This window comes from Arthrobacter sp. StoSoilB19, assembly GCF_019977275.1.
In the GTDB taxonomy this organism is placed as follows: domain Bacteria; phylum Actinomycetota; class Actinomycetes; order Actinomycetales; family Micrococcaceae; genus Arthrobacter.
This window is the reverse complement of record NZ_AP024650.1, coordinates 1,311,470-1,336,642: the sequence shown is the minus strand read 5'-3', so window position 1 is coordinate 1,336,642 and position 25,173 is coordinate 1,311,470. Positions and strand designations below refer to the sequence as shown.

General features: G+C 65.9%; 26 protein-coding genes. 15 read left to right on the top strand and 11 right to left on the bottom strand.

Going from position 1 to position 25,173, the window contains the following annotated elements; translation table 11 throughout:
* Positions 1-242 precede the first annotated feature (242 nt).
* Positions 243-944 carry a TIGR03089 family protein gene (locus LDO86_RS06225; RefSeq protein ID WP_018770157.1) on the top strand — a complete coding sequence of 234 codons (702 nt, stop codon included), beginning with the start codon at positions 243-245 and terminating at the stop codon, positions 942-944.
* Between the two features lie 14 nt (positions 945-958).
* On the opposite strand, the gene LDO86_RS06220 is transcribed toward LDO86_RS06225, so the two are convergent.
* Positions 959-1,519, bottom strand: a complete 561-nt coding sequence (locus LDO86_RS06220; RefSeq protein WP_018770158.1) for a GtrA family protein — start codon at positions 1,517-1,519, stop codon at positions 959-961.
* A gap of 222 nt (positions 1,520-1,741) precedes the next feature.
* Between LDO86_RS06220 and LDO86_RS06215 the strand changes: the two genes are divergently transcribed.
* The 4 genes from LDO86_RS06215 (at position 1,742) to manA (ending at position 6,457) form a co-directional block, all read left to right on the top strand.
* Complete coding sequence (locus tag LDO86_RS06215; RefSeq protein ID WP_018770159.1) at positions 1,742-2,890, top strand: 5-(carboxyamino)imidazole ribonucleotide synthase; 1,149 nt, start codon at positions 1,742-1,744, stop codon at positions 2,888-2,890.
* Positions 2,887-3,471, top strand: a complete 585-nt coding sequence (purE, locus tag LDO86_RS06210; RefSeq protein ID WP_018770160.1) for a 5-(carboxyamino)imidazole ribonucleotide mutase — start codon at positions 2,887-2,889, stop codon at positions 3,469-3,471. Before LDO86_RS06215 ends, purE begins: the two co-directional genes overlap by 4 nt.
* A gap of 10 nt (positions 3,472-3,481) precedes the next feature.
* A complete protein-coding gene (locus LDO86_RS06205; protein ID WP_018770161.1) occupies positions 3,482-5,131 on the top strand; it encodes an LCP family protein in 1,650 nt (549 codons plus the stop codon).
* A gap of 81 nt (positions 5,132-5,212) precedes the next feature.
* Complete coding sequence (gene manA, locus LDO86_RS06200; protein ID WP_018770162.1) at positions 5,213-6,457, top strand: mannose-6-phosphate isomerase, class I; 1,245 nt, start codon at positions 5,213-5,215, stop codon at positions 6,455-6,457.
* Between the two features lie 78 nt (positions 6,458-6,535).
* On the opposite strand, the gene LDO86_RS06195 is transcribed toward manA, so the two are convergent.
* Together LDO86_RS06195 and glpX are read right to left on the bottom strand one after the other, a co-directional pair.
* On the bottom strand, positions 6,536-7,591 hold the full coding sequence (locus tag LDO86_RS06195) for a peptidoglycan bridge formation glycyltransferase FemA/FemB family protein (protein ID WP_018770163.1): 1,056 nt from the start codon (positions 7,589-7,591) through the stop codon (positions 6,536-6,538).
* Positions 7,592-7,679: 88 nt separating this feature from the next.
* Complete coding sequence (gene glpX, locus LDO86_RS06190; RefSeq protein ID WP_018770164.1) at positions 7,680-8,702, bottom strand: class II fructose-bisphosphatase; 1,023 nt, start codon at positions 8,700-8,702, stop codon at positions 7,680-7,682.
* Positions 8,703-8,840: 138 nt separating this feature from the next.
* Between glpX and LDO86_RS06185 the strand changes: the two genes are divergently transcribed.
* From LDO86_RS06185 to LDO86_RS06165, 5 genes are all read left to right on the top strand, one after another.
* Entirely contained in the window at positions 8,841-9,608 is a 768-nt protein-coding gene (locus tag LDO86_RS06185; protein ID WP_081620211.1) for a DUF4245 domain-containing protein, read from the top strand.
* A gap of 9 nt (positions 9,609-9,617) precedes the next feature.
* Positions 9,618-10,232 carry a carbonic anhydrase gene (locus tag LDO86_RS06180; RefSeq protein ID WP_018770166.1) on the top strand — a complete coding sequence of 205 codons (615 nt, stop codon included), beginning with the start codon at positions 9,618-9,620 and terminating at the stop codon, positions 10,230-10,232.
* Between the two features lie 87 nt (positions 10,233-10,319).
* Complete coding sequence (locus LDO86_RS06175) at positions 10,320-11,747, top strand: class II fumarate hydratase (RefSeq protein WP_018770167.1); 1,428 nt, start codon at positions 10,320-10,322, stop codon at positions 11,745-11,747.
* 129 nt (positions 11,748-11,876) lie between these two features.
* Positions 11,877-12,542, top strand: coding sequence for a TetR/AcrR family transcriptional regulator (locus LDO86_RS06170; RefSeq protein WP_018770168.1), 666 nt, complete (start codon positions 11,877-11,879; stop codon positions 12,540-12,542).
* Positions 12,539-14,260, top strand: coding sequence for an MDR family MFS transporter (locus LDO86_RS06165; RefSeq protein WP_018770169.1), 1,722 nt, complete (start codon positions 12,539-12,541; stop codon positions 14,258-14,260). Before LDO86_RS06170 ends, LDO86_RS06165 begins: the two co-directional genes overlap by 4 nt.
* A gap of 22 nt (positions 14,261-14,282) precedes the next feature.
* Here the strand turns inward: LDO86_RS06165 and LDO86_RS06160 are convergent, their stop codons facing one another.
* Entirely contained in the window at positions 14,283-14,753 is a 471-nt protein-coding gene (locus LDO86_RS06160; RefSeq protein ID WP_018770170.1) for an NUDIX domain-containing protein, read from the bottom strand.
* Positions 14,754-14,795: 42 nt separating this feature from the next.
* Entirely contained in the window at positions 14,796-15,341 is a 546-nt protein-coding gene (locus LDO86_RS06155) for an A24 family peptidase (RefSeq protein ID WP_018770171.1), read from the bottom strand.
* A 59-nt stretch (positions 15,342-15,400) separates the two neighbouring features.
* Here LDO86_RS06155 and LDO86_RS06150 point away from each other — a divergent pair, with 59 nt between their 5' ends.
* Together LDO86_RS06150 and LDO86_RS06145 are read left to right on the top strand one after the other, a co-directional pair.
* Entirely contained in the window at positions 15,401-16,201 is an 801-nt protein-coding gene (locus LDO86_RS06150) for a hypothetical protein (protein WP_026265915.1), read from the top strand.
* 36 nt (positions 16,202-16,237) lie between these two features.
* Positions 16,238-16,885, top strand: a complete 648-nt coding sequence (locus tag LDO86_RS06145) for a GNAT family protein (protein WP_018770173.1) — start codon at positions 16,238-16,240, stop codon at positions 16,883-16,885.
* 357 nt (positions 16,886-17,242) lie between these two features.
* On the opposite strand, the gene LDO86_RS06140 is transcribed toward LDO86_RS06145, so the two are convergent.
* The gene (locus LDO86_RS06140) at positions 17,243-18,661 is read right to left on the bottom strand and encodes a PhoH family protein (protein ID WP_018770175.1); all 1,419 of its coding nucleotides are present in this window, start codon (positions 18,659-18,661) and stop codon (positions 17,243-17,245) included.
* A 239-nt stretch (positions 18,662-18,900) separates the two neighbouring features.
* The gene (locus LDO86_RS06135; protein ID WP_018770176.1) at positions 18,901-19,662 is read right to left on the bottom strand and encodes an isoprenyl transferase; all 762 of its coding nucleotides are present in this window, start codon (positions 19,660-19,662) and stop codon (positions 18,901-18,903) included.
* A 229-nt stretch (positions 19,663-19,891) separates the two neighbouring features.
* Here LDO86_RS06135 and LDO86_RS06130 point away from each other — a divergent pair, with 229 nt between their 5' ends.
* Positions 19,892-20,554 (top strand): hemolysin III family protein, encoded by a 663-nt coding sequence (locus LDO86_RS06130; protein WP_043425080.1) that lies wholly within the window; start codon positions 19,892-19,894, stop codon positions 20,552-20,554.
* A 41-nt stretch (positions 20,555-20,595) separates the two neighbouring features.
* On the opposite strand, the gene LDO86_RS06125 is transcribed toward LDO86_RS06130, so the two are convergent.
* Both LDO86_RS06125 and mca read right to left on the bottom strand, forming a co-directional pair.
* Positions 20,596-20,937: a hypothetical protein gene (locus tag LDO86_RS06125; protein ID WP_026265917.1), complete on the bottom strand. Its 342-nt coding sequence runs from the start codon at positions 20,935-20,937 to the stop codon at positions 20,596-20,598.
* A 98-nt stretch (positions 20,938-21,035) separates the two neighbouring features.
* Positions 21,036-21,941: a mycothiol conjugate amidase Mca gene (gene mca / locus LDO86_RS06120; RefSeq protein ID WP_018770179.1), complete on the bottom strand. Its 906-nt coding sequence runs from the start codon at positions 21,939-21,941 to the stop codon at positions 21,036-21,038.
* A gap of 128 nt (positions 21,942-22,069) precedes the next feature.
* Here mca and LDO86_RS06115 point away from each other — a divergent pair, with 128 nt between their 5' ends.
* Together LDO86_RS06115 and greA are read left to right on the top strand one after the other, a co-directional pair.
* Positions 22,070-22,528, top strand: a complete 459-nt coding sequence (locus LDO86_RS06115; RefSeq protein WP_026265918.1) for a DUF4307 domain-containing protein — start codon at positions 22,070-22,072, stop codon at positions 22,526-22,528.
* Between the two features lie 152 nt (positions 22,529-22,680).
* Entirely contained in the window at positions 22,681-23,175 is a 495-nt protein-coding gene (gene greA, locus LDO86_RS06110; protein WP_018770181.1) for a transcription elongation factor GreA, read from the top strand.
* A 132-nt stretch (positions 23,176-23,307) separates the two neighbouring features.
* Here greA and LDO86_RS06105 read toward each other — a convergent pair whose 3' ends face one another.
* Together LDO86_RS06105 and ilvA are read right to left on the bottom strand one after the other, a co-directional pair.
* The gene (locus LDO86_RS06105) at positions 23,308-23,925 is read right to left on the bottom strand and encodes a rhomboid family intramembrane serine protease (protein ID WP_018770182.1); all 618 of its coding nucleotides are present in this window, start codon (positions 23,923-23,925) and stop codon (positions 23,308-23,310) included.
* Positions 23,926-23,934: 9 nt separating this feature from the next.
* Positions 23,935-25,173 (bottom strand): threonine ammonia-lyase, encoded by a 1,239-nt coding sequence (gene ilvA, locus LDO86_RS06100; protein ID WP_018770183.1) that lies wholly within the window; start codon positions 25,171-25,173, stop codon positions 23,935-23,937.

The window sequence follows — 25,173 nt, the reverse complement described above, 5'->3', positions numbered from 1 at the left end:
AAGTTTGCGCACGCCACGCCCGGGATTTCCATTCACCCGGGCGTGGCGGATGCCGCGGGGTGCCGACAAGGGCCAAACAGACCGCAAATTCTCCGGATCCGCGGGGAAAATACCCGGTCCCCGCCGAAATAGCAAGCACGCTTAGCAGTGTGTGTGATTATTATCACCCTGGGAGCCGGCAGGAAACTGCCGCCAGGAAATGGGCACCGCCGGGAGACCCGGGAAGGTGGCAGGATGAAGCCATGACGACAATCCCCGCCATAGACCTGATGGGCACCCTTCGCTCCGGAAATTCCACGGCACCCCGCCTGACCTGGTACGGGCCCGACTCGGAACGGGTGGAACTGTCGGGACGGGTCCTGGACAACTGGGTGGCCAAGACCAGCAACCTGTTGCAGGACGAGCTGGATGCGGAGCCGGGCATGCGCCTGCGGCTCGCGCTGCCGGCCCATTGGAAGGCTTTGGTCTGGGCCCTGGCCGGGTGGCAGCTTGGACTGGAAACCGTGCTCGACGGCGGGCCGGCAGATTTCCTGGCCACGGACGATCCCGCCGGCGCCGGGGAACAGGACGACGCCGTTATTGCAGTTGCGCTGCCCGCCCTGGCCATGCGCTGGACCGGGGAGCTTCCCGCCGGCTGCCTTGACTACGCCGCGGAGGTGCGGTCCCACGGGGATGTGTTCATGCCGCACGCCGACCCGGATCCTTCAGCCTGCGCGCTCCGGACTCACGATGGGCGAACCATCCTGCACAGCGAACTGACCAGCAGTTTCGCCCTGCCGCACTCGGAAGGAGCCAGGGTGCATGTTGCTGCAGACCAGGGACTGGAATCCGCGTTGGCCAACGCGCTGGGGGCCTGGCGGCAGGGCGGCTCCGTGGTGCTGACCCATCCTGACGTGGCGCTTACCGACAAACTGCTCGCAGACGAACGGATCCACGGCAGTTAATCAGGTTGCACAGCCTAGGCCTGCGGACCGCCGTCGGCCGGGGTGGGAGCCGGGCGTTCAGCGGCATGTGCGTGCTCCCTGTGCCGGTGGGCTTCGATGATCTCGTGGTCGTGGGAGAACTCCGGCTCCTGGTCCAGTTCCTCGTTGAACACCAGGAAGCGGTACGCGAAGAAGCGGACCACCGTGGCGACCAGGATGCCGGCCACACCCGCCAGGAACAGCAGGTTCTTGTCGTCGATGCCCATCCAGTATTTGGCCAGTGCCGTGAATCCGGTGGAGATACCGATGCCAATGCCATTGATGATGGCGAACATGACAAATTCGCGGAGGATGTTGGCCTGGCGGCGGTGACGGAACGTCCAGAAACGGTTCGCCACCCATGAGAAGACGGTAGCGACAGTGGCACCCACAAAGCGGGCCTTCGCCTCGCTGTCCGACATGGGACCGTGCATCAGGTAATACGTCAGCCCGTTGTCGATGACGAACGCCACACCGCCCACCGCACCAAATTTGGCCACCTCGCGCCAGAAGAGTGAGGCGAGTCCCCGGATACGATCTGAAAGTGCGCTAAACATGACCCTCCATGGCCGTCCGAACTGTGGGCCACACGGCCAAATGCCCATTTTAGCCCCCAAAGCTTTGAGCATGTGTTGCCGGCCAGCAGACCGGGTAGCCCAGCGGCGTAAAATCTGCGTCCCCCGCCGGGCGGGAAAAGCGGGATCGGGCCCCTCTTCGGTAGGCTGGCAGATGTGACTTTCCCAGTGATAGGCGTGGTTGGCGGCGGCCAGCTCGCGCGAATGATGGCCCCTGCCGCTACCGCACTCGGCTTTGAACTCCGCGTCCTGGCCGAGGGCGACGACGTTTCCGCAGTGTCGGCCGTACCGGCCACGCCGGTGGGCGATTACAAGGACCTGCAGACGCTCCTGGAATTTTCCAAGGGCCTGGACGTGATGACGTTCGACCACGAGCACGTGCCGACGGACCACCTTCGAGCCCTCCTGGAGGCCGGAGTCAACGTCCAGCCCGGACCGGACGCCCTGGTCCATGCCCAGGACAAACTGGTCATGCGTGCCGCCATCGACCGGCTGGAACTGCCCAACCCGGCCTGGGCGTCGGTCGCGGACGTGGACGCGCTGGTCCGCTTCGGCGACGAAACCGGTTGGCCTGTCGTGTTGAAGACCCCACGGGGCGGCTACGACGGCAAGGGGGTCCGGATCGTGGGCTCAGCAGACGAGGCCGCTGAAGCCGGGGACTGGTTTGCCGCCATGAGTCCCCTGCTGGCAGAGGCGAAAGTCGAGTTCACCCGCGAGCTCTCCGCCCTCGTGGCACGCACGCCCGACGGCGAGGCACGGGCCTGGCCGGTGGTCCACACCATCCAGGTGGACGGTGTCTGCGACGAGGTGATTGCTCCCGCGCTGGACATTCCGCTGGAGGTTGCTGCCGCCGCGGAGGACGCCGCCCTGCGCATCGCCGCCGAGTTGGATGTGACCGGCGTCCTTGCCGTGGAACTCTTCGAAACACCGGGCAGCGGTGCCGGATTCCTTATCAACGAACTGGCAATGCGTCCGCACAACACCGGCCACTGGACCCAGGACGGTTCAATTACCAGCCAGTTCGAACAACATCTTCGCGCCGTCCTGAACCTGCCCCTGGGCGCCACCGATGCGCTGGCGCCCGTCGCGGTCATGAAGAACTTCCTGGGCGGGGACAACCAGGACCTGTACTCCGCCTACCCCATGGCTCTCGCCGCCGAACCGGCCGCCAAAATCCACTGCTACGGCAAATCAGTGCGGCCCGGACGTAAGATCGGCCACGTCAACCTGCTGGGATCGTCAACCGCGGAAGTCGACGCGGTGCGCCGGCGGGCCACGGCCGTGGCAGGCATCATCCGTGATGGACGGGTTGACACCGAAGAACCTTCCGCAATATTCGAGGAGAATGCATGAGCGCCGAAGCAACCACAGCCGCCGGTTCCGGCGCCGGTCCCCTGGTGGGGCTGGTCATGGGCTCCGACTCGGACTGGCCCGTCATGGAGGCTGCGGCCGACGCCCTGGCCGAGTTCGGCATCCCCTTTGAAGCGGACGTCGTATCGGCCCACCGGATGCCCACCGAGATGATCCGGTACGGCCAGACCGCCCACGAACGCGGCCTGCGGGTCATCATTGCCGGCGCAGGCGGCGCCGCGCACCTGCCGGGCATGCTCGCCAGCGTCACGCCGCTGCCCGTGATCGGCGTTCCCGTTCCCCTGAAGACCCTTGACGGAATGGACTCCCTGCTGTCCATCGTCCAGATGCCGGCCGGCGTGCCGGTTGCCACGGTATCCATCGCAGGGGCGCGGAACGCCGGGCTCCTGGCCGTACGGATGCTGGCCTCCGGCACAGATGAGCTTGCCTCTTCATTGCGGGCGGACCTCCTGGATTTCGCCGCCGACCTCAACGCCGTCGCCTCCCGCAAGGGGGCCAGCCTGCGGCAAAAAGTCAGCGAAGTCTTCCCCGGCGGCTCAAGCGCTCTCCGGGGCAGCCGTTAGGGCGGCGGGCATGGCCAGCAGCAGCAGCGTGCTCAACACCGGCTCCGGCGCCTCCATGACGGACCCGGTACGCTATCCGGTCAGTGCTTCCCCCGCGGTCCGTACCAAGCGTGCGTTCGTGCTGGTCCTGTTGACGCTCCTGGTACCGGGCAGCGCGCAACTCGTCGCCGGGGACCGGAAGCTGGGGCGGACTGCCCTGCGCGTAACGCTCTGCGTGTGGGCGCTCCTGGTACTGACAGTGGCCATGCTGCTGCTCAACCGGAGCCTGGTCATCAATATCCTCACCAACCCGATCACGTCGATGGTGCTGGTGGTCCTGCTGGCGGCGCTGGCGCTCGGCTGGGCTTTCCTCTTCCTGAACACCCTCCGGCTCATCCGGCCTGTCCTGCTGGCTCCGCGGGCGCGTCCCGCCGTCGGCATCGCCCTGGTGCTCGCGCTGGTGGTGGGAAGCGGCTCCCTGGGCTACGCCGCCTACCTGCTGAACGTGGGCCGCAACGCGATCGGCAACATCTTTTCCTCCGGCCCGGCCATGGAGCCCGTGGACGGACGCTACAACTTCCTCATGATGGGCGGCGACGCCGGCGACGACCGCACCGGACGCCGGCCGGACAGCCTCTCCATCCTGAGCGTGGACGCCCAGACGGGGCAGACCGCCATCATTTCGGTCCCCCGGAATTTCCAGAATGCACAGTTCAGCGCCGGCTCCCCCATGCGCGCCCTCTACCCTGACGGGTACAACTGCGGTGACGAATGCCTGATCAACGCCATCAATACCGAGGTCACCAACGAACACGCCGACCTCTACCCCGGCGTGGCAGACCCCGGCGCCCAGGCGACCATGGAGGCCGTTTCCGGCACCCTGGGCATGCAGATCCAGGCCTACGTCCTGGTTGACATGGAGGGCTTCTCGACGCTCATCGACGCCATGGGGGGTATCCGGATCAAAGCCGGGGGCTGGGTTCCCATGAGCGGCTATTTCGACGAGGCCACCAAGACCCACGGCATGCCGCTGGGATGGATCCCCGCCGGAGACCAGACGCTCAACGGCGCCCAGGCACTCTGGTACGGGCGCTCCCGCGAGTACGTGGACGACTATTCCCGCATCCAGCGCCAGCAGTGCGTACAGCAGGCCATGTTGAAGCAGCTGGATCCGGCCACCCTGCTGTCCAAGTTCGAGGACATCGCCCGGGCCGGAACAAAGGTGGTGGAGTCCAACATCTCCTCCGCCCAGCTGGGCAGTTTCCTGGACCTCGCCATCAAGGCGAAGGGCAAGGACGTCAAGCGGCTCACCATCGGACCGCCCGACTTCGACCCCTCGTTCTCCACCAACCCTGACTTCGACCAGATCCATGAGCGCGTGGACCAGCTGCTGGCATCAGCATCCGCCAAGGGTGCCCAGTCGGCCGGAATTCCCGACGACGGGATCACGGTTCCCCAGGCCGGCGCCGGCCACGTCCAGGCTGGCGGGGCCGTCCCCGCCAGTCTGCCCGCCGCGGGCAATGCCGCCCAGCAGCCCTCGCCGTCGGACTTCACCCCCGTGACCACGACGCCCGACGGGGAGCCGATCACCGAGGAGATGCTGACCCAGCTCAAGCTCGCGGGCGACGAAGAGGCCATCCGCCAACTCGTGGCGACCAACGGACAGTGCGCCCCGCTGTAACCTTCAGCCCCATCGGGCCAAACACCCAGTGCCCAGCCATCAGGGCCACACATCTGCCCACCCATAAGGAACGGAACGGTTTTGTACGAGATTGAGAACGTCCTCCGGGACTACGCCTGGGGTTCGACGACGGCCATCGCCTCGCTGCTGGGCCGTCCCGAGTCAGGGCGCCCGGAGGCCGAGCTGTGGATCGGGGCACACCCTGACTCTCCCTCGGTGGCCCACCTGCCCGAGGACGGGTCCCGGAGCCCGCTCGATGCCCTCATCTCCTCTGACCCTGAGCATTTCCTGGGCGCTGAATCCGTCTCCGCGTTCGGCCCCCGGCTGCCGTTCCTGGCCAAGATCCTCGCGGCAGCCCAGCCCCTCTCGCTCCAGGTCCACCCGAGCCTGGAACAGGCGCGGGAGGGGTTTGCGCGCGAAAATGAGGCCGGGATCGATCCCCATGCCGCCCACCGGAACTACAAGGATGACAACCACAAGCCGGAGATGATCCTGGCACTCACACCTTTCGAGGCGCTGTGCGGGTTCCGGCCGGCTGCGGAGACCCGGAAGATTTTGCAGCACGTTGCGGCTGCCTTCCATGGCGGCGGACAGGCGCCGGAGCTGCTCCGGGCCCTTCTTGGCGACCTCGACGGTCCGGATGAGGGTGCGGCGCTCCGCCGAGCCTTCGAACGGCTGATCACGGGCGGCACGGACGTGGCAGAGGAAACGGCCCTGGTGGTGGCAGCCCTGGTGTCCGGGGCTCCGCTTGAGCCATACCAGGCAGAGCTGGGTACCGCCATCAGCCTCAACGAAAAGTACCCCGGCGATCCCGGCGTCCTGATTTCGCTGCTGCTGAACAGGATCTCACTGAAGCCGGGCCAGGCGGTCTACCTTCCTGCCGGGAACGTGCACGCGTACCTGCACGGGCTGGGCGTGGAGGTCATGGCTTCCTCGGACAACGTCCTGCGCGGCGGCCTGACGCCCAAGCACGTGGATGTGCCCGAACTCCTGCGCACCATCGACTTCCATCCCGTGGCCGTGCCGATGCTGGACGCCGAAAAGACGGTGCTGGACCAGGACATCTTCCGCCCGCCGTTCCGGGAATTCCAGCTGCAGCGCATCGAACTGGGCCCTGACGCCGGTCCCGTTCCACTGGCCCAGGCCGGACCGGCCGTGATCATCGTGGTGGCAGGTGACGTGTACCTCGACTCCCCCAAGGGGGACCTGCAGCTGTCGCGCGGCGGCAGCGCATTCATCGCCGCTGCGGAAGCTCCGGTCAACGTCCACCGGGCGGCAGGCAGCGACGGCACGGCGCTGGCATTCGCGGTGACCACCGGTCTTTAGCAGGGCCGCGCCGGCAACAACAAAGGGCGACGGCGGCACCCACCCGGGTGCCGCCGTCGCCCTCCTGTCATAGTGCGGTCAGCTGGCCGGCCGCAGCTTCCGGACCAGGGGCACGACGCGGCCAGCTGCGGTCTTCACCAGCCGGCGCCCCTGCTGGAGGCCCTTGCGGGCCAGCGGCATGGCTGTGGCGTATGCGGGGTAGAACGGCGACAGCGGCCTGTCCCAGGTGCCCAGCAGCATGTTTTCGTGTTTGGCGAACTGCTTCTTGAAGTCGGAAATGCCGTCGTTGAGCAGGCCGTTGAAGTCGTACCGGCTGCAGCCGTCCTCGCGCATGGACTGCAGGGCCGCCCACTTCACGCCGTAGTTCACGCGCTGCTTCTGCCCCTCGGCAGAGACCCCGCCGTAGAGCTCGAACGCGGTGGCACCGCTGCGGGACAACCACGTGAAGGCAAGCATCTGCTCGCCGTCGAACGCGGCGATGATCGGTGAGGCGTCGCCGAGGTTGCGGAAGATGTCGCGGTAGTACTGGTCTTCGTGGATCCCGAAGCCCGCCCGTGCCGCAGTGTCGTGGTAAATGGCCAGCACCTGTTCCAGCTCGGAGTCGTTCTTGACCTTGCGGAATTCCACGTCGCTTCGCATGGCCTTGCGGATGTTCGCCCGTGTGGACTTGGACATCTCCGCCATCAGTTCGTCGTCGGAACGGGTGAGGTCCAGGATGAGCGTGCGCGGGATGAGCACGGTGTTGGCGGACTCGCGGAAGCCGGCAGCCGCGACGGCGCCGGCAAAACCTGAGTCGCGGTCCCAGTCGGGTTCGATGCTGAGGGCCACGCCGCGGTGGCGGAGGGCAGCGTGCTCGGCCAGCCGGTTCAGGACCACCTGGGCGTTCTCCACGGAGCACATGGGGCCGCGCGGAATGTAGACCAGCGCCCGGAAGGGGACGGGAAGCCTGCGGACCAGCAACTGGGCGCAGCCAATGATTTCCTCGCCGGCCTTGACCAGGACCCTGTCCACGGACCAGCCGTGCGTTGCCTTGGTCTCGCCCCAGCCCCACAGCTGTTGCGGATGCCCCTGGAACCGGTCGACGTATTCGTCCCAAAGGGCGCGGTCAGTACAGGGCACAACAGCAGGAATCATGGCTTAAACCCTATACCAAGGCATTAACGGCAAAGCCCCGGTGCGCACGCGGTGCCCCGGGGCCCTGACATCCTGCAGTGGCTGCGGATCAGCTCTTGCGGGCGTAGCCTTCCCACTTGTCGGCGCGGTGCTCGCCATCGACGAAACGGATGGTGCCGGACTTGGAACGCATGACGATGGACTGGGTGAGGACCTTGTCCTTGGAGTAGCGGACGCCCTTCAGAAGGTCACCGTCGGTAATGCCGGTGGCGGCGAAGTAGCAGTTGTCGCTGGAGACCAGGTCGTTGGTGGAAAGCACGCGGTCGAGGTCGTGGCCGGCGTCGATTGCCTTCTGCTTTTCCTCGTCGCTGGTGGGCCACAGCCGGCCCTGGATGACGCCGCCCAGGGACTTGATGGCGCAGGCAGCCACGATGCCTTCCGGGGTGCCGCCGATGCCCATCAGCGCATCCACGCCGGTGCCGGAGCGGGCCGCGGCAATGGCGCCGGCGACGTCGCCGTCCATGATGAACTTGGTGCGTGCACCGGCCTCGCGGATTTCCTCCACCAGCGGCTTGTGGCGGTCGCGGTCAAGGATCATCACGTTGAGCTGGTTAACCTTCACGCCCTTGGCCTTGGCGATCAGGTGCAGGTTCTGCTTGACCGGCAGGCGCAGGTCCACCATGTCCGCGGCCTCGGGACCGGTGACGAGCTTTTCCATGTAGAACACGGCAGAGGGATCGAACATGGAGCCACGCTCGGCAACGGCAAGGACGGCCAGGGCGTTGTTGATGCCCAGTGCAGTCAGCCGCGTTCCGTCGATGGGATCAACGGCCACGTCGCATTCGGGGCCGGTGCCGTCGCCGACGCGTTCACCGTTGAACAGCATGGGGGCTTCGTCTTTTTCGCCCTCGCCGATCACCACAACACCGTTGAAGTGGACGGTCTGAAGGAAGGAACGCATGGCGTCGACGGCTGCGCCGTCGGCGGTGTTCTTGTCGCCGAAACCCACCCAGTGGCCGCCGGCAATGGCCGCGGCCTCGGTGACGCGGACAAGCTCAAGGGCGAGGTTGCGGTCCGGCTCGTCGTGGCCCACCGCAAGGGACGATGAAATCGTGGAGTACTTCTGGGTCATGGACGCTGGTGACACGTGAACCTCTTCTTCGAGTGGCGATCATTGAACCCGCCCGCCGGTGCAGCAGGACGGTGATTCCTCTGCTATCGATCATAGTCGCGGCACCGCGCCGAGGGCGGCCCATGACGCAACCGCGCAATGTGCACCGCAGCCCCCCTCGCGCCCCGGGACATGGCCGAATGGAAGTCCGGCTCCGGGATGGGCGACTATAGAGGGGTGAATGACATGCAGGAAGCCACCAGTCCCAGCTCCGGCCAGGCACAGCCCGAGGGCCGTTCCGGCCCCGCCGGCAGCAGTGCGGACACCCCGGTTAAGCCCGTCATTCCGGCGGCGGCCGCCAAGCGCGCCAACGCCTCCGTGATCGGCATGATCATTGCCCTGGTGCTCAGCATCGCGGCGTTCCTGCCCGTTGTCCTCATGAATCCCCAGCCCAAGGGCGACGGCTACCGGCCGGACATCGATGTTGCCTCGGTGGCACGCAACGCGGCGGATGTGGCGGGATTCACACCCATTGCCCCTGATACCGGCAATGCCTTCCGCCCCAACTACGCCCGGTGGGAAGCCGGCACGGGCAGCGGCGTGCCCACCTGGGAGGTTGGCTATGTGACCCCCAAGACGTCCTTCATCAGTTTGGTGCAGACCAGGAGCGCAAACCCCACCTGGCTCCTCCAGCAGACCAAAAACGCCCCCGTCACCGGCTCACGGAACGCCGGCGGCAAGGAGTGGGAACTGCGCGACACCGGCAAGGGTGAAAAGTCGATGGTGCTCAACTACAGGGGCAGTACCATCGTCCTCTCCGGCGCCGCGCAACTGGACGAATTCGCAACGCTCGCCGCCGCCGTCGTCAACTCCCTTGAAGGCAGCCCCGCCGTCACAGTTTCACCGTCGGGTGCGCCTACGCCGTAAGGTGGGGCCGTGACGACTAACCTGACTCCTGCACTGGCCTGGCGCCGCCTGCGCGAAGGCAACGAACGTTTCGTACAAGGCCAGTCCTCCCATCCGAACCAGAATGCCTCCCACCGCTCATCGTTGGTGGAGACACAGAACCCCTTCGCGGTGATCTTCGGCTGCTCCGATTCACGGCTCGCCGCAGAGATCATTTTCGACGTCGGCCTCGGCGACGTTTTCGTGGTCCGCACCGCCGGCCAGGTGATCGACGACGCCGTCCTGGGCTCCCTGGAGTACAGCGTCGGCGTGCTGGGTGTACCGCTGATCGTGGTGCTTGGGCACGACAGCTGCGGTGCCGTGACGGCCACCAAGGATGCCGTTGAGACCGGCGACATGCCTGCGGGGTTCATCCGCGACCTCGTGGAGCGCATCACACCCTCGGTCCTGACGTCCCTGCGGAATGACCAGCCTGAGGTCAACGACATGGTGGTGGAGCACGTCAAGCAGACATCGCAGCGGCTGGCGGACAGCTCGCGTGTGATTTCCGACGCAATCGAGGGCGGCCGCACCGCGGTCATCGGGCTCTCCTACCGGTTGGCAGAGGGCCGCGCCGACCTTGTTTCCGGAATCGGCGAGCTCTAGGACCCACGTGCCGGCGGTCCACTGGACCGCCGGCAAAGCTCCCTTAACGGTTTTCGATGGGGCGCCGGATCGCCATAAGCTAGCCCCATGACTTCCACTGAAGAGTTCCGCATTGAACATGACACGATGGGCGAAGTCCGCGTCCCCGTGAACGCACTGTACCGCGCGCAGACGCAGCGGGCAGTGGAGAACTTCCCCATTTCCGGCAAGACCCTTGAGCGCACCCACATCGAGGCGCTGGCGCGGGTCAAGAAGGCTGCCGCCCAGGCCAACGCAGAACTGGGCGTGCTCGACGGCGAGCTGGCCAAGGCGATTGCAGACGCTGCCGATGAGGTGGCCGCCGGCAAGTACGACGGCGACTTCCCCATCGACGTTTTCCAGACCGGCTCCGGCACCTCCTCGAACATGAACACCAACGAGGTACTGGCCGAACTGGCTACCCGCGCGCTGAAGGCCGCCGGCAGCGACAAGGTGGTCCACCCGAACGACCATGTCAACGCCTCGCAGTCCTCAAACGACGTGTTCCCCACCTCGGTCCACGTAGCTGCCACCTCGGCCCTGATCAACGACCTCATTCCCGCCCTGGGTTACCTTGCCGAGTCGCTGGAGCGCAAGGCTGTTGAGTTCAAGGACGTCGTCAAGTCCGGCCGCACCCACCTCATGGACGCCACCCCGGTGACCCTGGGCCAGGAGTTCGGCGGCTACGCCGCGCAGGTCCGCTACGGCATCGAGCGCATCAACGCTTCGCTCCCCCGTGTTGCCGAGGTTCCGCTGGGCGGGACCGCCGTGGGCACCGGCATCAACACCCCTGCCGGTTTCCCTGAGCGCGTCATCGAGCTGCTGGCAACGGACACCGGCCTGCCGCTGACCGAAGCCCGCGACCACTTTGAGGCGCAGGCCAACCGCGACGGCCTGATCGAGGCGTCCAGCCAGCTGCGCAACATCGCCATCTCGTTCATGAAGATCAACAACGATCTCCGCTGGATGGGTTCCGGCCCCAACACCGGCCTTGGCGAAATTGCCATCCCCGACCTCCAGCCGGGCTCGTCCATCATGCCCGGCAAGGTCAACCCGGTCATCTGCGAAGCGTCCATCATGGTCGCTGCCCAGGTCATCGGCAACGACACCGCCATCGCCTGGTCCGGCACCAACGGCGCCTTCGAGCTCAACGTGGGCATCCCGGTCATGGCCGCGAACCTGCTGGAGTCCATCCGCCTGCTGGCCAACACCAGCCGGGTCATGGCCGACAAGATGATCGACGGCATCACGGCCAATGTGGAGCGCGCCCGCTTCCTGGCCGAGGCCTCCCCGTCCATCGTCACCCCGCTGAACAAGTACATCGGGTACGAGAACGCCGCCAAGATCGCCAAGACCGCCGTCAAGGAGGGCCTGACCATCCGCCAGGCCACCGAGAAGCTCGGCTTCGTCGGCGACGGCGACGGCAAGGTTTCCGAGGCCGACCTCGAGAAGGCACTGGACGTCACCACCATGACGTCCCCCGCCCACAAGGCCTGACGAACCACCGCCCAAAAGTACGACGACGGCCGGTACCTTTCCTGCGAAAGGTGCCGGCCGTCGTCGTACTGCTATTAAGGCCTCTTTCATAAGTTGCACGGATAACTGAATAGTGCAAAACTTTACTCCATGAGTTTGAGTGCAAGTTCGGAGGGCCTCAGGGAGCGGAAACGTGCAGCCACCCGCAGCGCCATCACGTCAACCGCCCGCGCCATGACCGCCGAGCGGGGCCTCAACGGCTACACCGTGGAGGAAGTGTGCGACGCCGCCGGAATATCGCGCCGCACCTTCTTCAACTACTTCCCCACAAAGGAAGACGCCATCATCGGGCACGCCGAAGACGACATCCCGGCCGAAGCCATCGACGAGTTCGTTGCCGGCGGAGCAGACTCTCCCGCCGGCGAAATCTCCCCCACACTCTTTCGCGACCTCATCCGGCTCTCGCTCCGCCTGGCCGAGGGCATGTCAGCCTCCGAAGAGGAAACCCGGCAGCTGATTGGCGTCGTCCACAAGGAGCCCCAGCTCATCCTCCGCATCATTGGCGTCACGGAGCAGCGCGAAGCCCAGTTCGCCATGGACGTGGCCCGCCGCGAAGGAGTGGCCCCCGACCACCCCGTGGTGCAGATGGCCGTAGTGCTGCTCAGTACCATCGCCCGCAAGAGCAGCATGGCCTACTTCTCCGACGGCAACACCCGCAGTTACCCGGACCTGCTGCTGGCGAACATCTCCGCAGCCAGCGTCCTGTTTTCCCAACCCTTCGATATCCCGGACACTGCCGCAAAAGGACAACCATGAGCACCGCCACCACCAAGGCACCGGCAGGACCCCTGCTGCTGACGCAAAAACGCATCTGGATTATCTTCTCCGCACTGATCGCGGGCATGCTCCTCTCCAGCCTGGACCAGACCATCGTTTCCACCGCCATGCCCACCATCGTGGGCAAGCTGGGCGGCGTGGAGCACCAGGCGTGGATCACCACCGCCTACCTGCTGGCCACCACCATCGTGATGCCCATCTACGGCAAGTTCGGCGACATCCTGGGCCGGCGCAACCTCTTCCTGGTGGCCATCGCGCTCTTCACCCTGGCATCTGTTGGATGCGCACTGGCCACCGACTTCTGGGGCTTCGTCATTTTCCGCGCCATCCAGGGCCTGGGCGGCGGCGGCCTCATGATCCTGTCCCAGGCGATCATCGCCGACATCGTTCCCGCCAAGGAGCGCGGCAAATACATGGGCCCGCTCGGCGCCATCTTCGGGCTCTCCGCCGTAGCCGGACCGCTGCTGGGCGGCTTCTTCGTGGACCACCTCACCTGGGAATGGGCCTTCTATATCAACATCCCGGTGGGCCTTGCGGCCTTCGCCATTGCCTGGTTCGCCCTGACCCTTCCCAACAAGAAGGCAGAAAAGCGGATTGACGTGCTGGGCGTTGTGCTGCTGTCCGCGGCCACCACCTGCCTGATCTTCTTCACCGACTTTGGCGGCAAGAAGGACGAGGGCTGGGATTCACCCCTCACCTGGGCCTTTGGTGCCGGCCTGCTGGTTTCCGCCGCCGCTTTCGTGATGGTGGAGCGGCGGGCTGATGACCCCATCATTCCGCTGAGCCTGTTCCGGAACCGGATCTTCATCAATGCCACGGCCATTGGCTTCACCCTTGGCCTGGGCATGTTCTCCGCCATCGCGTTCGTCCCCACCTTCCTGCAGATGTCGTCCGGCACGTCGGCAGCCGAATCCGGTTTGCTGATGCTGCCGATGATGGCAGGCCTGATGGGCACGTCCATCTACTCCGGTATCCGGATCTCCAGGACCGGAAAGTACAGGATGTTCCCCATCCTCGGTGCCGTGCTCACCATGGCCGCCATGCTGTGGATGACCACGCTTGCCGCCAGCACCCCCATCTGGGTGATCTGCGTCCAGCTGTTCCTGTTCGGGGCCGGCCTCGGCCTGATCATGCAGGTGGTGGTCCTGGTGGTCCAGAACTCCGTTCCGGCCGACCAGATCGGCACCGCCACCAGCACCAACAACTACTTCCGCGAGGTGGGCGCAGCATTGGGCGTGGCGGTGTTCGGCTCGATCTTCACCACCCGCCTTTCGGAGGCCTTGACCAACGCTTTCACGGGGGCAGGTGCTACCGCTGAGCAGGCCGGGCAGTCCACCCGGACCCTGGACCCGCAGGCACTGAACCAGCTCCCGGAGCAACTGCGTGACGCTATCGTAAATGCCTACGCCGACTCGCTGGCACCGGTGTTTTGGTACCTGCTCCCCTTCATCGCCGCGGCACTGCTCCTGGCCCTCACGCTGAAGCAAATTCCGCTCTCGGACACGGCCGGGATGGTGGCCCGCGGCGAGGCAGTGGGCGGCGAAGAAGCCGAGCGGCTCGCCGCCGGCCTCGCCGGAGCTCCCGCAGGCGCCGCCGGCACTAAGGCGGACACTGGACGGGACACTGATTATGACGCAGGTGGGCGCGGGGACCACGTGAAGGACGACGACGGCGAGCTGGTTTCGCCGGGCCGCTGACCGCCGTCGGATACCCGGTTTTTCAGGGCTCGAAGTGGACGGCTCCGGAGGGCGCCAGTGCCTGGCGGATGCTGGTGAGGTGGCCGGGCATGAGTTCGGGAAGGTCGTCCATGCTGAACCAGCCAACAGCCAGGGATTCGTCGTCATTGACCTTGGCTTCGCCGGAGACGTAACGGCACAGGAACACCACGTCCAGGAACTCGCAGATGTCACCGTTGGGATAGGTAACCGGCCCCACCGCGCCCACGGACACCACACGTTCCGCTTCGGCCACCACAGCTGTTTCCTCGAAGATCTCCCGGATGAGCCCCCGTGCAGGCTGCTCCCCCGGGTCCAGCATGCCGCTCACCAGCGCCCACTGCCCGTTGTCTGCCCGCTGGGCCAGCAGGATACGGCCCGCATCGTCCACCACGACACCCCGCACCCCGGGGACCCAGATGGGGTCGTTGCCGATCTTCTCGCGCAGCTTCAGGACGTATTCAGGTGCAGGCATACCGCCAGCCTATCGAACAGCCCGGGCAACATCGCAGGCAGCTCACGCGGGCAGCAGCATCGCGGCGGCGGCGCCGGCGAGCATGAACGGGCCGAACGGGATGGCGGACTTCAGGGTGCCCCGCCGGGCCGCCAGCAGGGCCAGTGACCACAAGCCGCCCAGCAGGAACGCCAGGAACGTGCCCGCGAACAGATGGCCCCAGCTGAGGTAGCCAAGGTACATTCCCAGCACTCCCGCCAGCTTGACGTCGCCAAACCCCATCCCCGGCGGATAGATGAACCGGAGGACAAAATAGAACAGCCACAGGATCGCGGCGCCGGCCACAACGCGGAGGGCAGGGATGGCCAGGATCCCGCCGGTGTTCCCTGCAGTCGGCATGGGACCGGCCCAGGCAACCGCGGCCGCCGCCAGGAGGAGCGCACCGGCCACCGCATAGGACGGGAAGACGATCCTGTTGGGCAGGAGGTGGTGCCGGACGTCGATAATGGTGAGCCGGACCGCCATCACCGCAAAGTAAAGGCAGGCCGCCAGTACCAGCCAGAAGGCCAGCGGGGTGTGCTGCCAGAGTTCGCCGAGTCGTCCGATCACCCCTCGGATGCTACTGGATCCACCATTCCGCCCGTAGCACCCCCGCGTAAAATGTGGATATGTCGACCTGGGACTCCCGGCGCCGGGCGGTTCCGGGCCCTCCTTCCGTCCCCGCGGATCTGGCCGCGATGTTCCGGAACCTTTGCCGGTCTTCCCCCTGGAAGTGGCAGGCGCTGCGTTTTGAGTACTGGGACCAGGCCTTTGCGTCAGCTCCCACGCCCGGTGCACCCTTCGTCCGTGCGTGGCTCCGCCGGCCGGGGGCGCTCCGCCTTGAAAGCCCTGAGGGCCTGGTCCTTCACAGCACCACAGGCATCAATGACTCCCGCGACGGCATCTACGTCAGCGCCACCCGTAAGTCCTGGCTGCTCCCTCCGCACCTGGTCACGCCCGTGTACGACGACGCCGGACTGGTCCGCCGCCGGCCGGAAGCCGCCTACGGCGAGCCCGGGTTCGGAAATGGACGCTTTTCAGCCGCCCTGGACCCCGTGGAATTGGCCGGGAACGCCCCCGTGCCCATCGAGTTCCCGGGCAGCAACGCCCTGGACATCCGGGACACCCGCTTCGCCGAGCACGAAGGCCGGCCGGTTTTGGAGGCGGTGGTGGCCCCCAGCGCCGCCTACCGCCCGGGCGATCCTGCCGCCCCCCTCTGCCTTCCCGGAAGTTCACTCCTGCGGGTGGACATGGGTACCGGCGTCTGCGTATCCAGCCAGTCACTGGAGCAGGAAACCGGGGAGTATGGCCACTGGATCCGGATCCTCGCCGTGGATGAGTACATGCTCGATGACCTCTTCCTGGCACAGTCCATGAATCTCACCGACGTCCGCCGGCACATCAGCTGGGACATCGCCGCCAAGGCGTGACAACCCCGCATGCCACCGATCGGCTAGGCTTCGCGGATGACTACCCTGGGCTCCATCTGGCCGCTGTTCGACCTCACGCTGTCCACGCCGCGGCTGGAGCTGCGCCCCCTCACCGACCAGGACATCCCCGCGGCCGTGGCGGCGGCCCGGGGCGGAATCCATGACGCCGGCAGGAACCCCTTCAGCACTCCCTGGACCGAGCTGCCCGACGAGGAGTTGGGCCCCAACATGGCCCGCTGGTACTGGCGCTGCCGGGCCGAATGCACGCCCGAAAGCTGGACGCTGCTCCTCGGCATCTGGCACGAAGGCCAGTTCGCCGGCTGCCAGGACGTTGGAGCCAAGGACTTCGCGGCCCTCAGGACAGTCACCACCGGATCCTGGCTCAAGCAGTCCGTTCAAGGCCGCGGCCTGGGCAAGGAGATGCGTGCCGCCGTTGTCCTTTGGGCCTTTGACCGGCTGGGGGCAGAAGTCGCCGAATCCGAGGCAGCCATCTGGAACAGCGCCTCCCTGGGCGTGTCCCGCTCCCTCGGCTACGAACTCAACGGCACCACCCGCAAAGCCTGGGGCCCCAAAATCGAAACACTCCAGCACGTCCGCGTCACCCCGGAGACCTTCAAGCGCCCCGACTGGGAGCTGAAGGTAGAGGGCCACGAGGCTGTGGCCAAGTTCCTCAAGGTCACCTGATTGCCTTACCGTGGCAGGGTTCGTCCGCCCCGAGTCCTTCGCCGTCGCTTAGACACCTCCCGACGCATTGCTCCGTTCGGCGATGCGCTCCTCCACGAAGGACTCGAACCGGACGTGTGCCAGGGCGCGCCTTCTGAACACTTCCGGTAGGGATCCCGCTCGAGCGGGGCTGCGGTCCTTCTCGTAGGAGCGCATCGCGACGCATCGGCCGCCGGAGGTCGCCCAGCGACCGGAGACGGCCCTATGCGTTGTGTCTAAGCGACGGAGAAGGGCCGTGGCCCCGCGAACCCAACCACTGCCACGCACGAAAAGGGCCGTGGCGGGACGAACCCGGCCACGGCCCTCGGCGAGGTGTCGCTAACCTTCCAGAAGTTCGGTGACCAGGGCGGCGATGGGCGAGCGTTCGGAGCGGGTCAGGGTGACGTGGCCGAAGAGGGGGTGTCCTTTCAGGGTTTCGACGACGGCGGCGATTCCGTCGTGGCGGCCGACCCGCAGGTTGTCCCGCTGGGCGACGTCGTGGGTGAGGACGATCTTGGAGTTCTGGCCGATGCGGCTCATGACCGTCAGGAGCACGTTCTTTTCCAGGGACTGTGCTTCGTCGACGATCACGAAGGCGTCATGCAGGGAACGTCCGCGGATGTGGGTGAGGGGCATGACCTCGAGCATGCCGCGGTCCATGACCTCCTCCACTACTTCCTGGCTGACCAAGGCCCCGAGGGTGTCGAACACGGCCTGCGCCCAGGGGTTCATTTTCTCGGACTCCGAACCTGGCAGGTAGCCCAGTTCCTGTCCGCCAACCGCGTAAAGGGGCCGGAAGACGATCACTTTGCGGTGTTCGCGGCGTTCCAGCACCGCCTCGAGGCCGGCGCAGAGGGCAAGGGCAGACTTGCCGGTGCCGGCGCGGCCACCAATGGAAACGATGCCTACGGCGGGATCCATCAGCATGTCGATGGCCAGCCTCTGCTCGGCGGACCGGCCGTGGAGGCCGAACACGTCGCGGTCGCCCTTGACCAGGCGCACCTGCTTGTCGGCGCCCACCCGGCCGAGCGCGGAGCCGCGGTTGGACAGCAGGACCAGCCCGGTGTTGACGGGCAGCTCGGCGGCCGCGGGGATGAAGACGGGCTCGTGGCCGTACAGGGTGGAAATCTCCTGTTCGTCCGCTTCGATTTCGGCAACACCCGTCCAACCGGAGTCCTTGACCAGTTCGTTGCGGTACTCGTCGGCGGTAAGTCCCATGGCGGACGCCTTGACCCGCATGGGCAGGTCTTTGGACACGACGGTAACGTTGCGTCCTTCGTTGGCAAGGTTTTTGGCGACGGCGAGGATGCGGCTGTCGTTGTCCCCGCTGCGGAAGCCCAACGGCAGCACCTCGGACGAGATGTGGTTGAGTTCCACCATCAGGGTCCCGCCCTCGTCGCCGATGGGAAGGGGCTGGTTCAGGCCGCCGTGCTTGACCCGGAGGTCGTCCAGGAGCCGCAGGGCTTTCCGTGCGAAGTAGCCGAGTTCGGGGTCATGCCGTTTGGCCTCGAGTTCGGTGATGACCACGACGGGAACCACTACCTCATGCTCGGCAAACCGCAGGAGTGCGCGCGGATCCGAGAGGAGGACGGAGGTGTCGATGACGAAGGTGTGGATGTCGGCTTCCCTTCCGGAGACAGCAAAACCGGCCGCAGCATCAGTTGCTGCGCCGGTTTCAGAGGTAGCTCGCTCGGCGCGAGAGGTAGCTTTTCCACCCAGTCCAAACAGGACCTCGGGCAGTTGTTCAGAAGTAGCCACATCGACTCCAGCCCCGGGCGCCAGCCCGGAATTGTTATTGGTGAGGCGGCTCGGCCAAGAGGCCGGGTCCGGCCTCCCATACAACCGGTGCGATGTTTCGCTCCATGTACTGGCCTCCCCGATCAGCCGGCGGTTTTGCCTGCTGATGGATATAACGTAAATCCACCCGGGGTAATTTCCGCAACCATTACGCGGCGATTTCTCTCGCAGGTGTGTGAACTTGTTATGAACCGGGGGTTTCAGGTGCCAAAGCGCCGCTGGCGGCCGGCGTAGTCGCGCAGGGCGCGCAGGAAATCCACCTTGCGGAAAGCAGGCCAGAGGGCCTCGCAAAAGTAGAACTCGCTGTAGGCGCTCTGCCACATGAGGAAGCCGGATAGCCGCTGCTCCCCCGACGTCCTGATCACCAGGTCCGGATCCGGCTGTCCGCGCGTGTACAGGAAGCGTGAGATGTCATCAACGCACAGGTCATCGGCAAGCTTGGAGATGTCCATGCCCTTGGCGACGGCGTCGTGCAGGAGTTCCCTGACGGCGTCGACGATTTCACGCCGGCCCCCGTAGCCCACCGCCACGTTGACATGGATTTTTTCCCGGACGGGTGTCCTGGCGGTGAGCTTGTTAAGGCGCTCGGCCAGGTAGTCCGGGAGCAGTTCAGGTGCGCCCATGGCGTGTACCGAGATGTTGGCGTCCTCGTCCAGCCGGTCCAGGGTGTTGGCGATAATGCCCATCAGGAGGTCCAGTTCCTCGCTGGAGCGGTTCATGTTGTCCGTGGACAGCATGTAGAGCGTCACCACTTTTACACCGAGTTCCTGGCACCAGCCGAGGAATTCGTGGATTTTGTCCGCCCCGGCCTGGTGGCCCTGGCTGGTGGGTGCGTTGAACTGCTTGGCCCAGCGGCGGTTGCCGTCCACCATGACGCCGATATGGCGGGGGATCCGGTCGCGGGGAAGGTCCCTAAGCAGCCGGCGTTCGTAATAGCCATAGAGGAACCCGGGCAACTCCACGCGTCCACTCACCTGACTTTCCTGCCGTACGTACATCCACATCCTAGGCTACCGCCCGTGGCCGGCTGGCACGGCCAGTACCCCGGGAACATCAAAGCAGGGATGTTACCCGCGGGTAACTTACCGGCCCGTAAGTTATTCTGTTGGCATGAACAGCGACTCTCCGCACGCCTCCCGGGACCCCCAGCCGGAGGAGCGGAACACCGCCGCGGAACCAGGGCCCAGCGCCATGGATGACGCCGCCGTCCGCCTCGCGGAACTACTGATGATCAAGCCCAAGTGGCGGGGGTGGATCCACACGGTCACGGCCCCGCTCGCCCTTGCCGCCGGGATTATCCTGGTTGTCATTGCCCCCACCACGGACCGCCGGATCACGTCCGCCATCTACGCCGCCACAGGTGTTTTGCTCTTCGGCGTCAGCGCCGTCTACCACCGCGGCAACTGGTCCCCGCGCGTCAAGCTCGTTTTGAAGCGGCTCGACCACACCAACATCATGCTGGTGATCGCCGGCACCTATACGCCGCTGGCATGGACTCTCCTGGAACGCCAGCAGGCGGTGATCCTCCTGTGGGTCATCTGGTCCGGAGCCATCCTCGGCGTGCTGTTCCGGTTGCTGTGGACTGAAGCCCCCCGCTGGCTCTACGTGCCCATCTACATCGCACTGGGCTGCGGCGCGCTGTTCTACCTGCCGCAGTTCTTCCAGGCAAGCATCCCGGCGGCCGTGCTGATCTGCGTGGGCGGCGTCCTCTATATCGCGGGCGCAATTTTCTACGCGCTGAAGAAGCCCAATTTCAGCTACCACCACTTCGGCTTCCACGAACTATTCCATGCGTTCACCGTGCTCGCCTTCGCGGCACACTTCGCGGCGATCGCCATGGCAGTCCTCGACTAGAACCCCTTCACTCCGGAGCCGGCCCGGCCGAAGGGACAGCCCTATTCGCGCGGCTGCGGATGTCCCCCGGCAGTGCCGTTTCCGTTGGCATCGGTAGCTTCCGGAGGCGTCCCGCCGTCGCGCCCGTCCTGGACGTCCGCGGCGTCAACATCTGCGGCAGCTGCAGCGGCCAGGCGCTCTTCCTCCACCTGGGCCCGGTAGCGCACCCTGCGGATCCGACGCACCATATCCACAATGAGCAGGGCAGTCGCCACGACGAAGAACGCCGTCATGATGAACCCCAGCAGGCCCGGCGTCACCTGGTCCTCGGAAATCCCCTCCCGCAGTGTCGGAGTAGGCAGCGGGGTCGGCGTAGTGGCGAGGCTGAGGAGCAGAGATTGCACGGTTAATACCTTCTGGTGGAGCGGATGCAGCAGGAAGCGGACGGGACCGGCCGTCGCCGCGCCTGTCTTCTACGCAAGATAGAAATAGCCTGCCGTGTCTATCTTAGCCCGGCGAACAGGTCCTTCTCGGGGAGCTCGGAGGGCACCCTGGAATGGATCAGCGAATAGTCCTCCCACGGCCAAACCCGGCGCTGCATGTCGGGCGAAACGGCGAAGAAGAACCCCAGCGGGTCCACCTGCGTCCGGTGCGCGCGCAGCGCATCGTCGCGGACTTCGAAAAAGTCCCCGCAGTCAATCTGGGTGGTGGTGGGGTGCGCGGCCGGCGGCGGGGTGTGCCCCTCGGCGTCGGACTCCAGCCAGGCGGCAAGGCGCTCGGCGTACGGTGACTGCAGCCCTGCCTCCTCCAGCGCAAAGTGCAGCGCCCGGAACCGCTCAGGGCTGAAGGCGCGGTCGTAATAGAGCTTGCCTGGCTCCCATGGCTCCCCCGCCTCCGGATAGCGTTCGGGATCGCCTGCGGCCTCGAAGGCTTCCACGGCCACCCTGTGCGCCATGATGTGGTCCGGGTGCGGGTAGCCGCCGTTCTCGTCATAGCTGAGGATGACGTGCGGCTTGAAGGAACGCACCAGCCGCACCAGGGGCGCCGCGGCCTGGTGCAGGGGCAGGGTGGCGAACGATCCGGTGGGGAGCGGCGGCAGCGGGTCGCCTTCGGGAAGGCCGGAGTCCACAAATCCAAGCCACCGCTGGCGGATCCCGAGGATGGCGGCAGCCTGCTGCATCTCCAGCCTCCGGGCACCGGCCATATCCCGCTTGGGGTGGGGTTCGTCTTCCACCGCAGGGTTTTGGATGTCGCCGCGGGAACCGTCGGTGCAGGTTGCCACCAGCACGTCCACACCGGCAGCCGCATACATGGCCATGGTCGCAGCACCCTTGCTTGATTCGTCATCCGGGTGGGCGTGGACCGCGAGCAGCCGCAGCGGCACCTGGGAGTTGCTGGACGCTGTCATGGAGGGGACGGCTCCTAATTCTTCTTTTGCGGCTCGTGGCAGCTTTCGGATGGTGTCGCGGGTGCGCTGCCTCGCCGGCAGCTGCAGCCACCGCAAAGCGCCGGCGGAAAGGGAACTAAACTGGTCTGGTGACTTCCCCGGACCAGCCGGCCCGCCCCGCGCCCGCAGACACTAGCCTAGCCAATCGGTATGGTGCTAAAAAGCGCCGGCTCTCCCCTAAGGCCACCCGGGCCGCGATCGGCCTGGCGCTTGCCGCGGGAATCGGGTTCCTGGCGTGGGTGACCACATCGAATTCGCTCTCCGGCGTGACGTTCAAGGACGTGGGTTACAGCACCACCGATGCCACGCTCGCCGAGGTGGACTTCCAGGTGACGCGGGAACCGGGCAAGCCCGTGAAATGTGCCGTGAAGGCACTGGATTCCAAGTTCGCTGTTGTGGGCTGGAAAGTGGTGGACATCCCGCCTTCGGTGGCGGATAGAACGGCCGACGGCGGCAGGACGGTGGCCCAGCGCGTCACGTTGCGCACGGAGTCGGAGTCGGTATCGGGCGTGGTGGACAGCTGCTGGATTCCAGCCGGGGCGTCCTGAGCAGTGTGACGTGGAACGCTTCCCTGTTGGGTTATCTCCAGAGGATTGACTACAATGGGGAGATACCTTTACCCCGCTGAGCTGGTTGCTGTTCCACAAGTGGCCACCGTGGCGGGGTCTTTTGCATTGTAGGACCACTAGAGGAGAAGTCCGTGTCTACCACCAACAGCGCATCTGCAGCCTGGCTCACCCAGGAAGCTTTTGACCGCCTGAAGGCAGAGCTGGACCACCTTTCCGGCGCTGGCCGGGCGGAGATCGTCCAGAAGATTGAAGCAGCGCGGCAAGAGGGGGACCTCAAGGAAAACGGGGGCTACCACGCGGCCAAGGAGGAGCAGGGCAAGATTGAGGCCCGCATCCGCCAGCTGACGGCACTGCTCCGGGATGCCCATGTGGGTGAATCGCCTGCCGATGACGGCATCGTGGAGCCCGGCATGATCGTGGTGGCCAGGATCGCGGGCGACGAGGAGACCTTCCTGCTGGGCTCACGTGAGATCGCGGGCGACTCAGACCTGGATGTCTTCAGTGAAAAGTCGCCGCTTGGCGCTGCCATCCTGGGCCACAAGGAGGGCGAGACCCTCAGCTACGTGGCGCCCAACGGCAAGGACATCAAGGTGGAGATCCTCTCCGCCAAGCCCTACGCCGGCTAGCTCCGCGCATAGCTTGTACGCGCAGTGCTCCGTAACAGGACAGTGCGAAACCGGGAAGCGGTGGCCGTCCCCCCAGGGGACGGCCACCGCTTTCCGTTAAGGCCTTGTGGCGGGCCTACTTCAGGCCGGCTGCTATGACTTCGCCGGCATCCCAGGCGCGCGCGGACGAAGCAGCAGCGCCGCCACCACGCCGCCGGCGGCCCCGCCAAGGTGCGCCTGCCAGCTCACGTATCCGGACACGAACGGCAGGGCGCCCAGGAGGATGCTGCCGTAGCCCATGAAAAGGACCACTGCAAGCAGGACCTGGCGCCAACTGCGGTTGAAGAACCCCCTGACCAGCAGGAACGCAAAGAGCCCGAACACCAGGCCTGAAGCGCCCACGGTGATGCCGTTCCCGATCAGCCACACCGTCAGCCCGCTGCCGAGCCAGCTGAAGGCAAGGGCGGTGAGGAACACGCGCAAACCGGAGAGGAACACCAGGAAGCCGAAGACGACCAGGGGCAGGCTGTTGGAAAGCAGATGGTTCAGGTTGGCATGCAGGAGCGGGAAGGTGAAGATGTCCAGCAGCCCGTCGGCACTCCTGGGCCGCAGGCCGAAGGTCCGGGTGAGGGCCCCCATCATCAGTGTGTTGACCACTTCAATGGCGAACAGCACAGCCACAAAGCCGCCCAGCACCACCAACCCGCCCTTCGCGCGCGACGCGATGGCCTGCCGCCCGGGGAGGCGTCCGTTGCCCGTCAGTCCTGCCAAGGCCCGTTCCTAGTGCACGACGATCGGCTGGAAACCCTCGGCACGGAGTGCGCTGAGGACCTGCTCACCGTGCTGGTGGCCCTTGGTTTCCAGGTTCACGGTGATGGAGACGTCGCCCATGCTGATGGAGCCTCCCACCCGCGTGTGGTCCAGGCCGGTGACGTTGGCATCGTTTTCGGCAATGATGCGGGCAATGGTTGCCAGTGAGCCGGGGCGGTCATCAAGCATCATCCGCACCGTCATGTAGCGGCCTGCGGCGGAGAGGCCGCGCTGGATCACCTTGAGCATCAGCATGGGGTCGATGTTTCCGCCGGAGAGCACGGCCACGGTGGTTCCCGGGTTCTCGATCTTGCCGTCCATGAGGGCTGCAACGCCCACCGCCCCTGCAGGTTCAACCACCATCTTGGCCCGTTCCAGCAGGAAGATCAGGGCGCGGGCCAGGGAGTCTTCACTGACGGTGACCACATCATCCACCAGCTCGCGGATGATGCTGAAGGGCAGCTGCCCCGGACGCCCCACGGCGATGCCGTCCGCCATGGTGGAAACCTTCTTCAGCGGCACCAGCGCGTCGGCGGCCAGCGAGGGCGGGTAGGCGGCGGCGTTTTCCGCCTGGACGCCAATGATGCGGATCTCCCGGCCCAGTTCCCTGGCGCGGGCCTTGATGGCGACGGCGACCCCTGCCAGGAGCCCACCGCCGCCCACACCCATGAGGATTGTGTCAACGTTGGGGACCTGCTCGAGGATTTCCAGGCCCACGGTGCCCTGGCCGGCCACCACGTCCACATTGTCAAACGGGTGGACGAAGACCATGCCCGTTTCGTTGCTGTAGCGCTGGGCTTCGGCGAGCGCCTCGTCCACGTTGTGCCCGTGCAGGACCACTTCGGCGCCATGGCTGCGGGTGGCGGCGAGCTTGGGCAGTGCCACGCCCAGCGGCATGTAGATCCGGGCCTTGATGCCCAGGCTCTTGGCGGCGACGGCAACGCCCTGGGCGTGGTTGCCGGCGGAGGCTGCCACCACTCCCCGCTTTTTCTCGTCCGGGGAGAGCCGCGCCATCCGGACGTAGGCCCCGCGGACCTTGAACGAGCCGGCGCGCTGCAGGTTTTCGCATTTGAAATAGACGTCGCCGCCTACCATGGTCCCCAGCGCCCGCGACGATTCCACGGGAGTGCGCGCGATAATCCCGTCAAGCAGCTTCTGCGCCTCAAGGACATCGTCCAGTGTGACGGGAAGGGTTTCAAGGATCTTCAC

What these genes read in the sequence shown, in the direction of transcription:
- LDO86_RS06160 (WP_018770170.1), bottom strand. Translation starts at nt 14,753, where the DNA reads ATGCCTGCACCTGAATACGTCCTGAAGCTGCGCGAGAAGATCGGCAAC.
- LDO86_RS06165 (WP_018770169.1), top strand. Translation starts at nt 12,539, where the DNA reads ATGAGCACCGCCACCACCAAGGCACCGGCAGGACCCCTGCTGCTGACG.
- LDO86_RS06150 (WP_026265915.1), top strand. Translation starts at nt 15,401, where the DNA reads ATGTCGACCTGGGACTCCCGGCGCCGGGCGGTTCCGGGCCCTCCTTCC.
- LDO86_RS06220 (WP_018770158.1), bottom strand. Translation starts at nt 1,519, where the DNA reads ATGTTTAGCGCACTTTCAGATCGTATCCGGGGACTCGCCTCACTCTTC.
- mca (WP_018770179.1), bottom strand. Translation starts at nt 21,941, where the DNA reads ATGACAGCGTCCAGCAACTCCCAGGTGCCGCTGCGGCTGCTCGCGGTC.
- LDO86_RS06175 (WP_018770167.1), top strand. Translation starts at nt 10,320, where the DNA reads ATGACTTCCACTGAAGAGTTCCGCATTGAACATGACACGATGGGCGAA.
- LDO86_RS06205 (WP_018770161.1), top strand. Translation starts at nt 3,482, where the DNA reads ATGGCCAGCAGCAGCAGCGTGCTCAACACCGGCTCCGGCGCCTCCATG.
- purE (WP_018770160.1), top strand. Translation starts at nt 2,887, where the DNA reads ATGAGCGCCGAAGCAACCACAGCCGCCGGTTCCGGCGCCGGTCCCCTG.
- LDO86_RS06225 (WP_018770157.1), top strand. Translation starts at nt 243, where the DNA reads ATGACGACAATCCCCGCCATAGACCTGATGGGCACCCTTCGCTCCGGA.
- LDO86_RS06170 (WP_018770168.1), top strand. Translation starts at nt 11,877, where the DNA reads ATGAGTTTGAGTGCAAGTTCGGAGGGCCTCAGGGAGCGGAAACGTGCA.
- glpX (WP_018770164.1), bottom strand. Translation starts at nt 8,702, where the DNA reads ATGACCCAGAAGTACTCCACGATTTCATCGTCCCTTGCGGTGGGCCAC.
- LDO86_RS06130 (WP_043425080.1), top strand. Translation starts at nt 19,892, where the DNA reads ATGGATGACGCCGCCGTCCGCCTCGCGGAACTACTGATGATCAAGCCC.
- LDO86_RS06185 (WP_081620211.1), top strand. Translation starts at nt 8,841, where the DNA reads ATGTGCACCGCAGCCCCCCTCGCGCCCCGGGACATGGCCGAATGGAAG.
- LDO86_RS06145 (WP_018770173.1), top strand. Translation starts at nt 16,238, where the DNA reads ATGACTACCCTGGGCTCCATCTGGCCGCTGTTCGACCTCACGCTGTCC.
- LDO86_RS06215 (WP_018770159.1), top strand. Translation starts at nt 1,742, where the DNA reads ATGATGGCCCCTGCCGCTACCGCACTCGGCTTTGAACTCCGCGTCCTG.
- LDO86_RS06195 (WP_018770163.1), bottom strand. Translation starts at nt 7,591, where the DNA reads ATGATTCCTGCTGTTGTGCCCTGTACTGACCGCGCCCTTTGGGACGAA.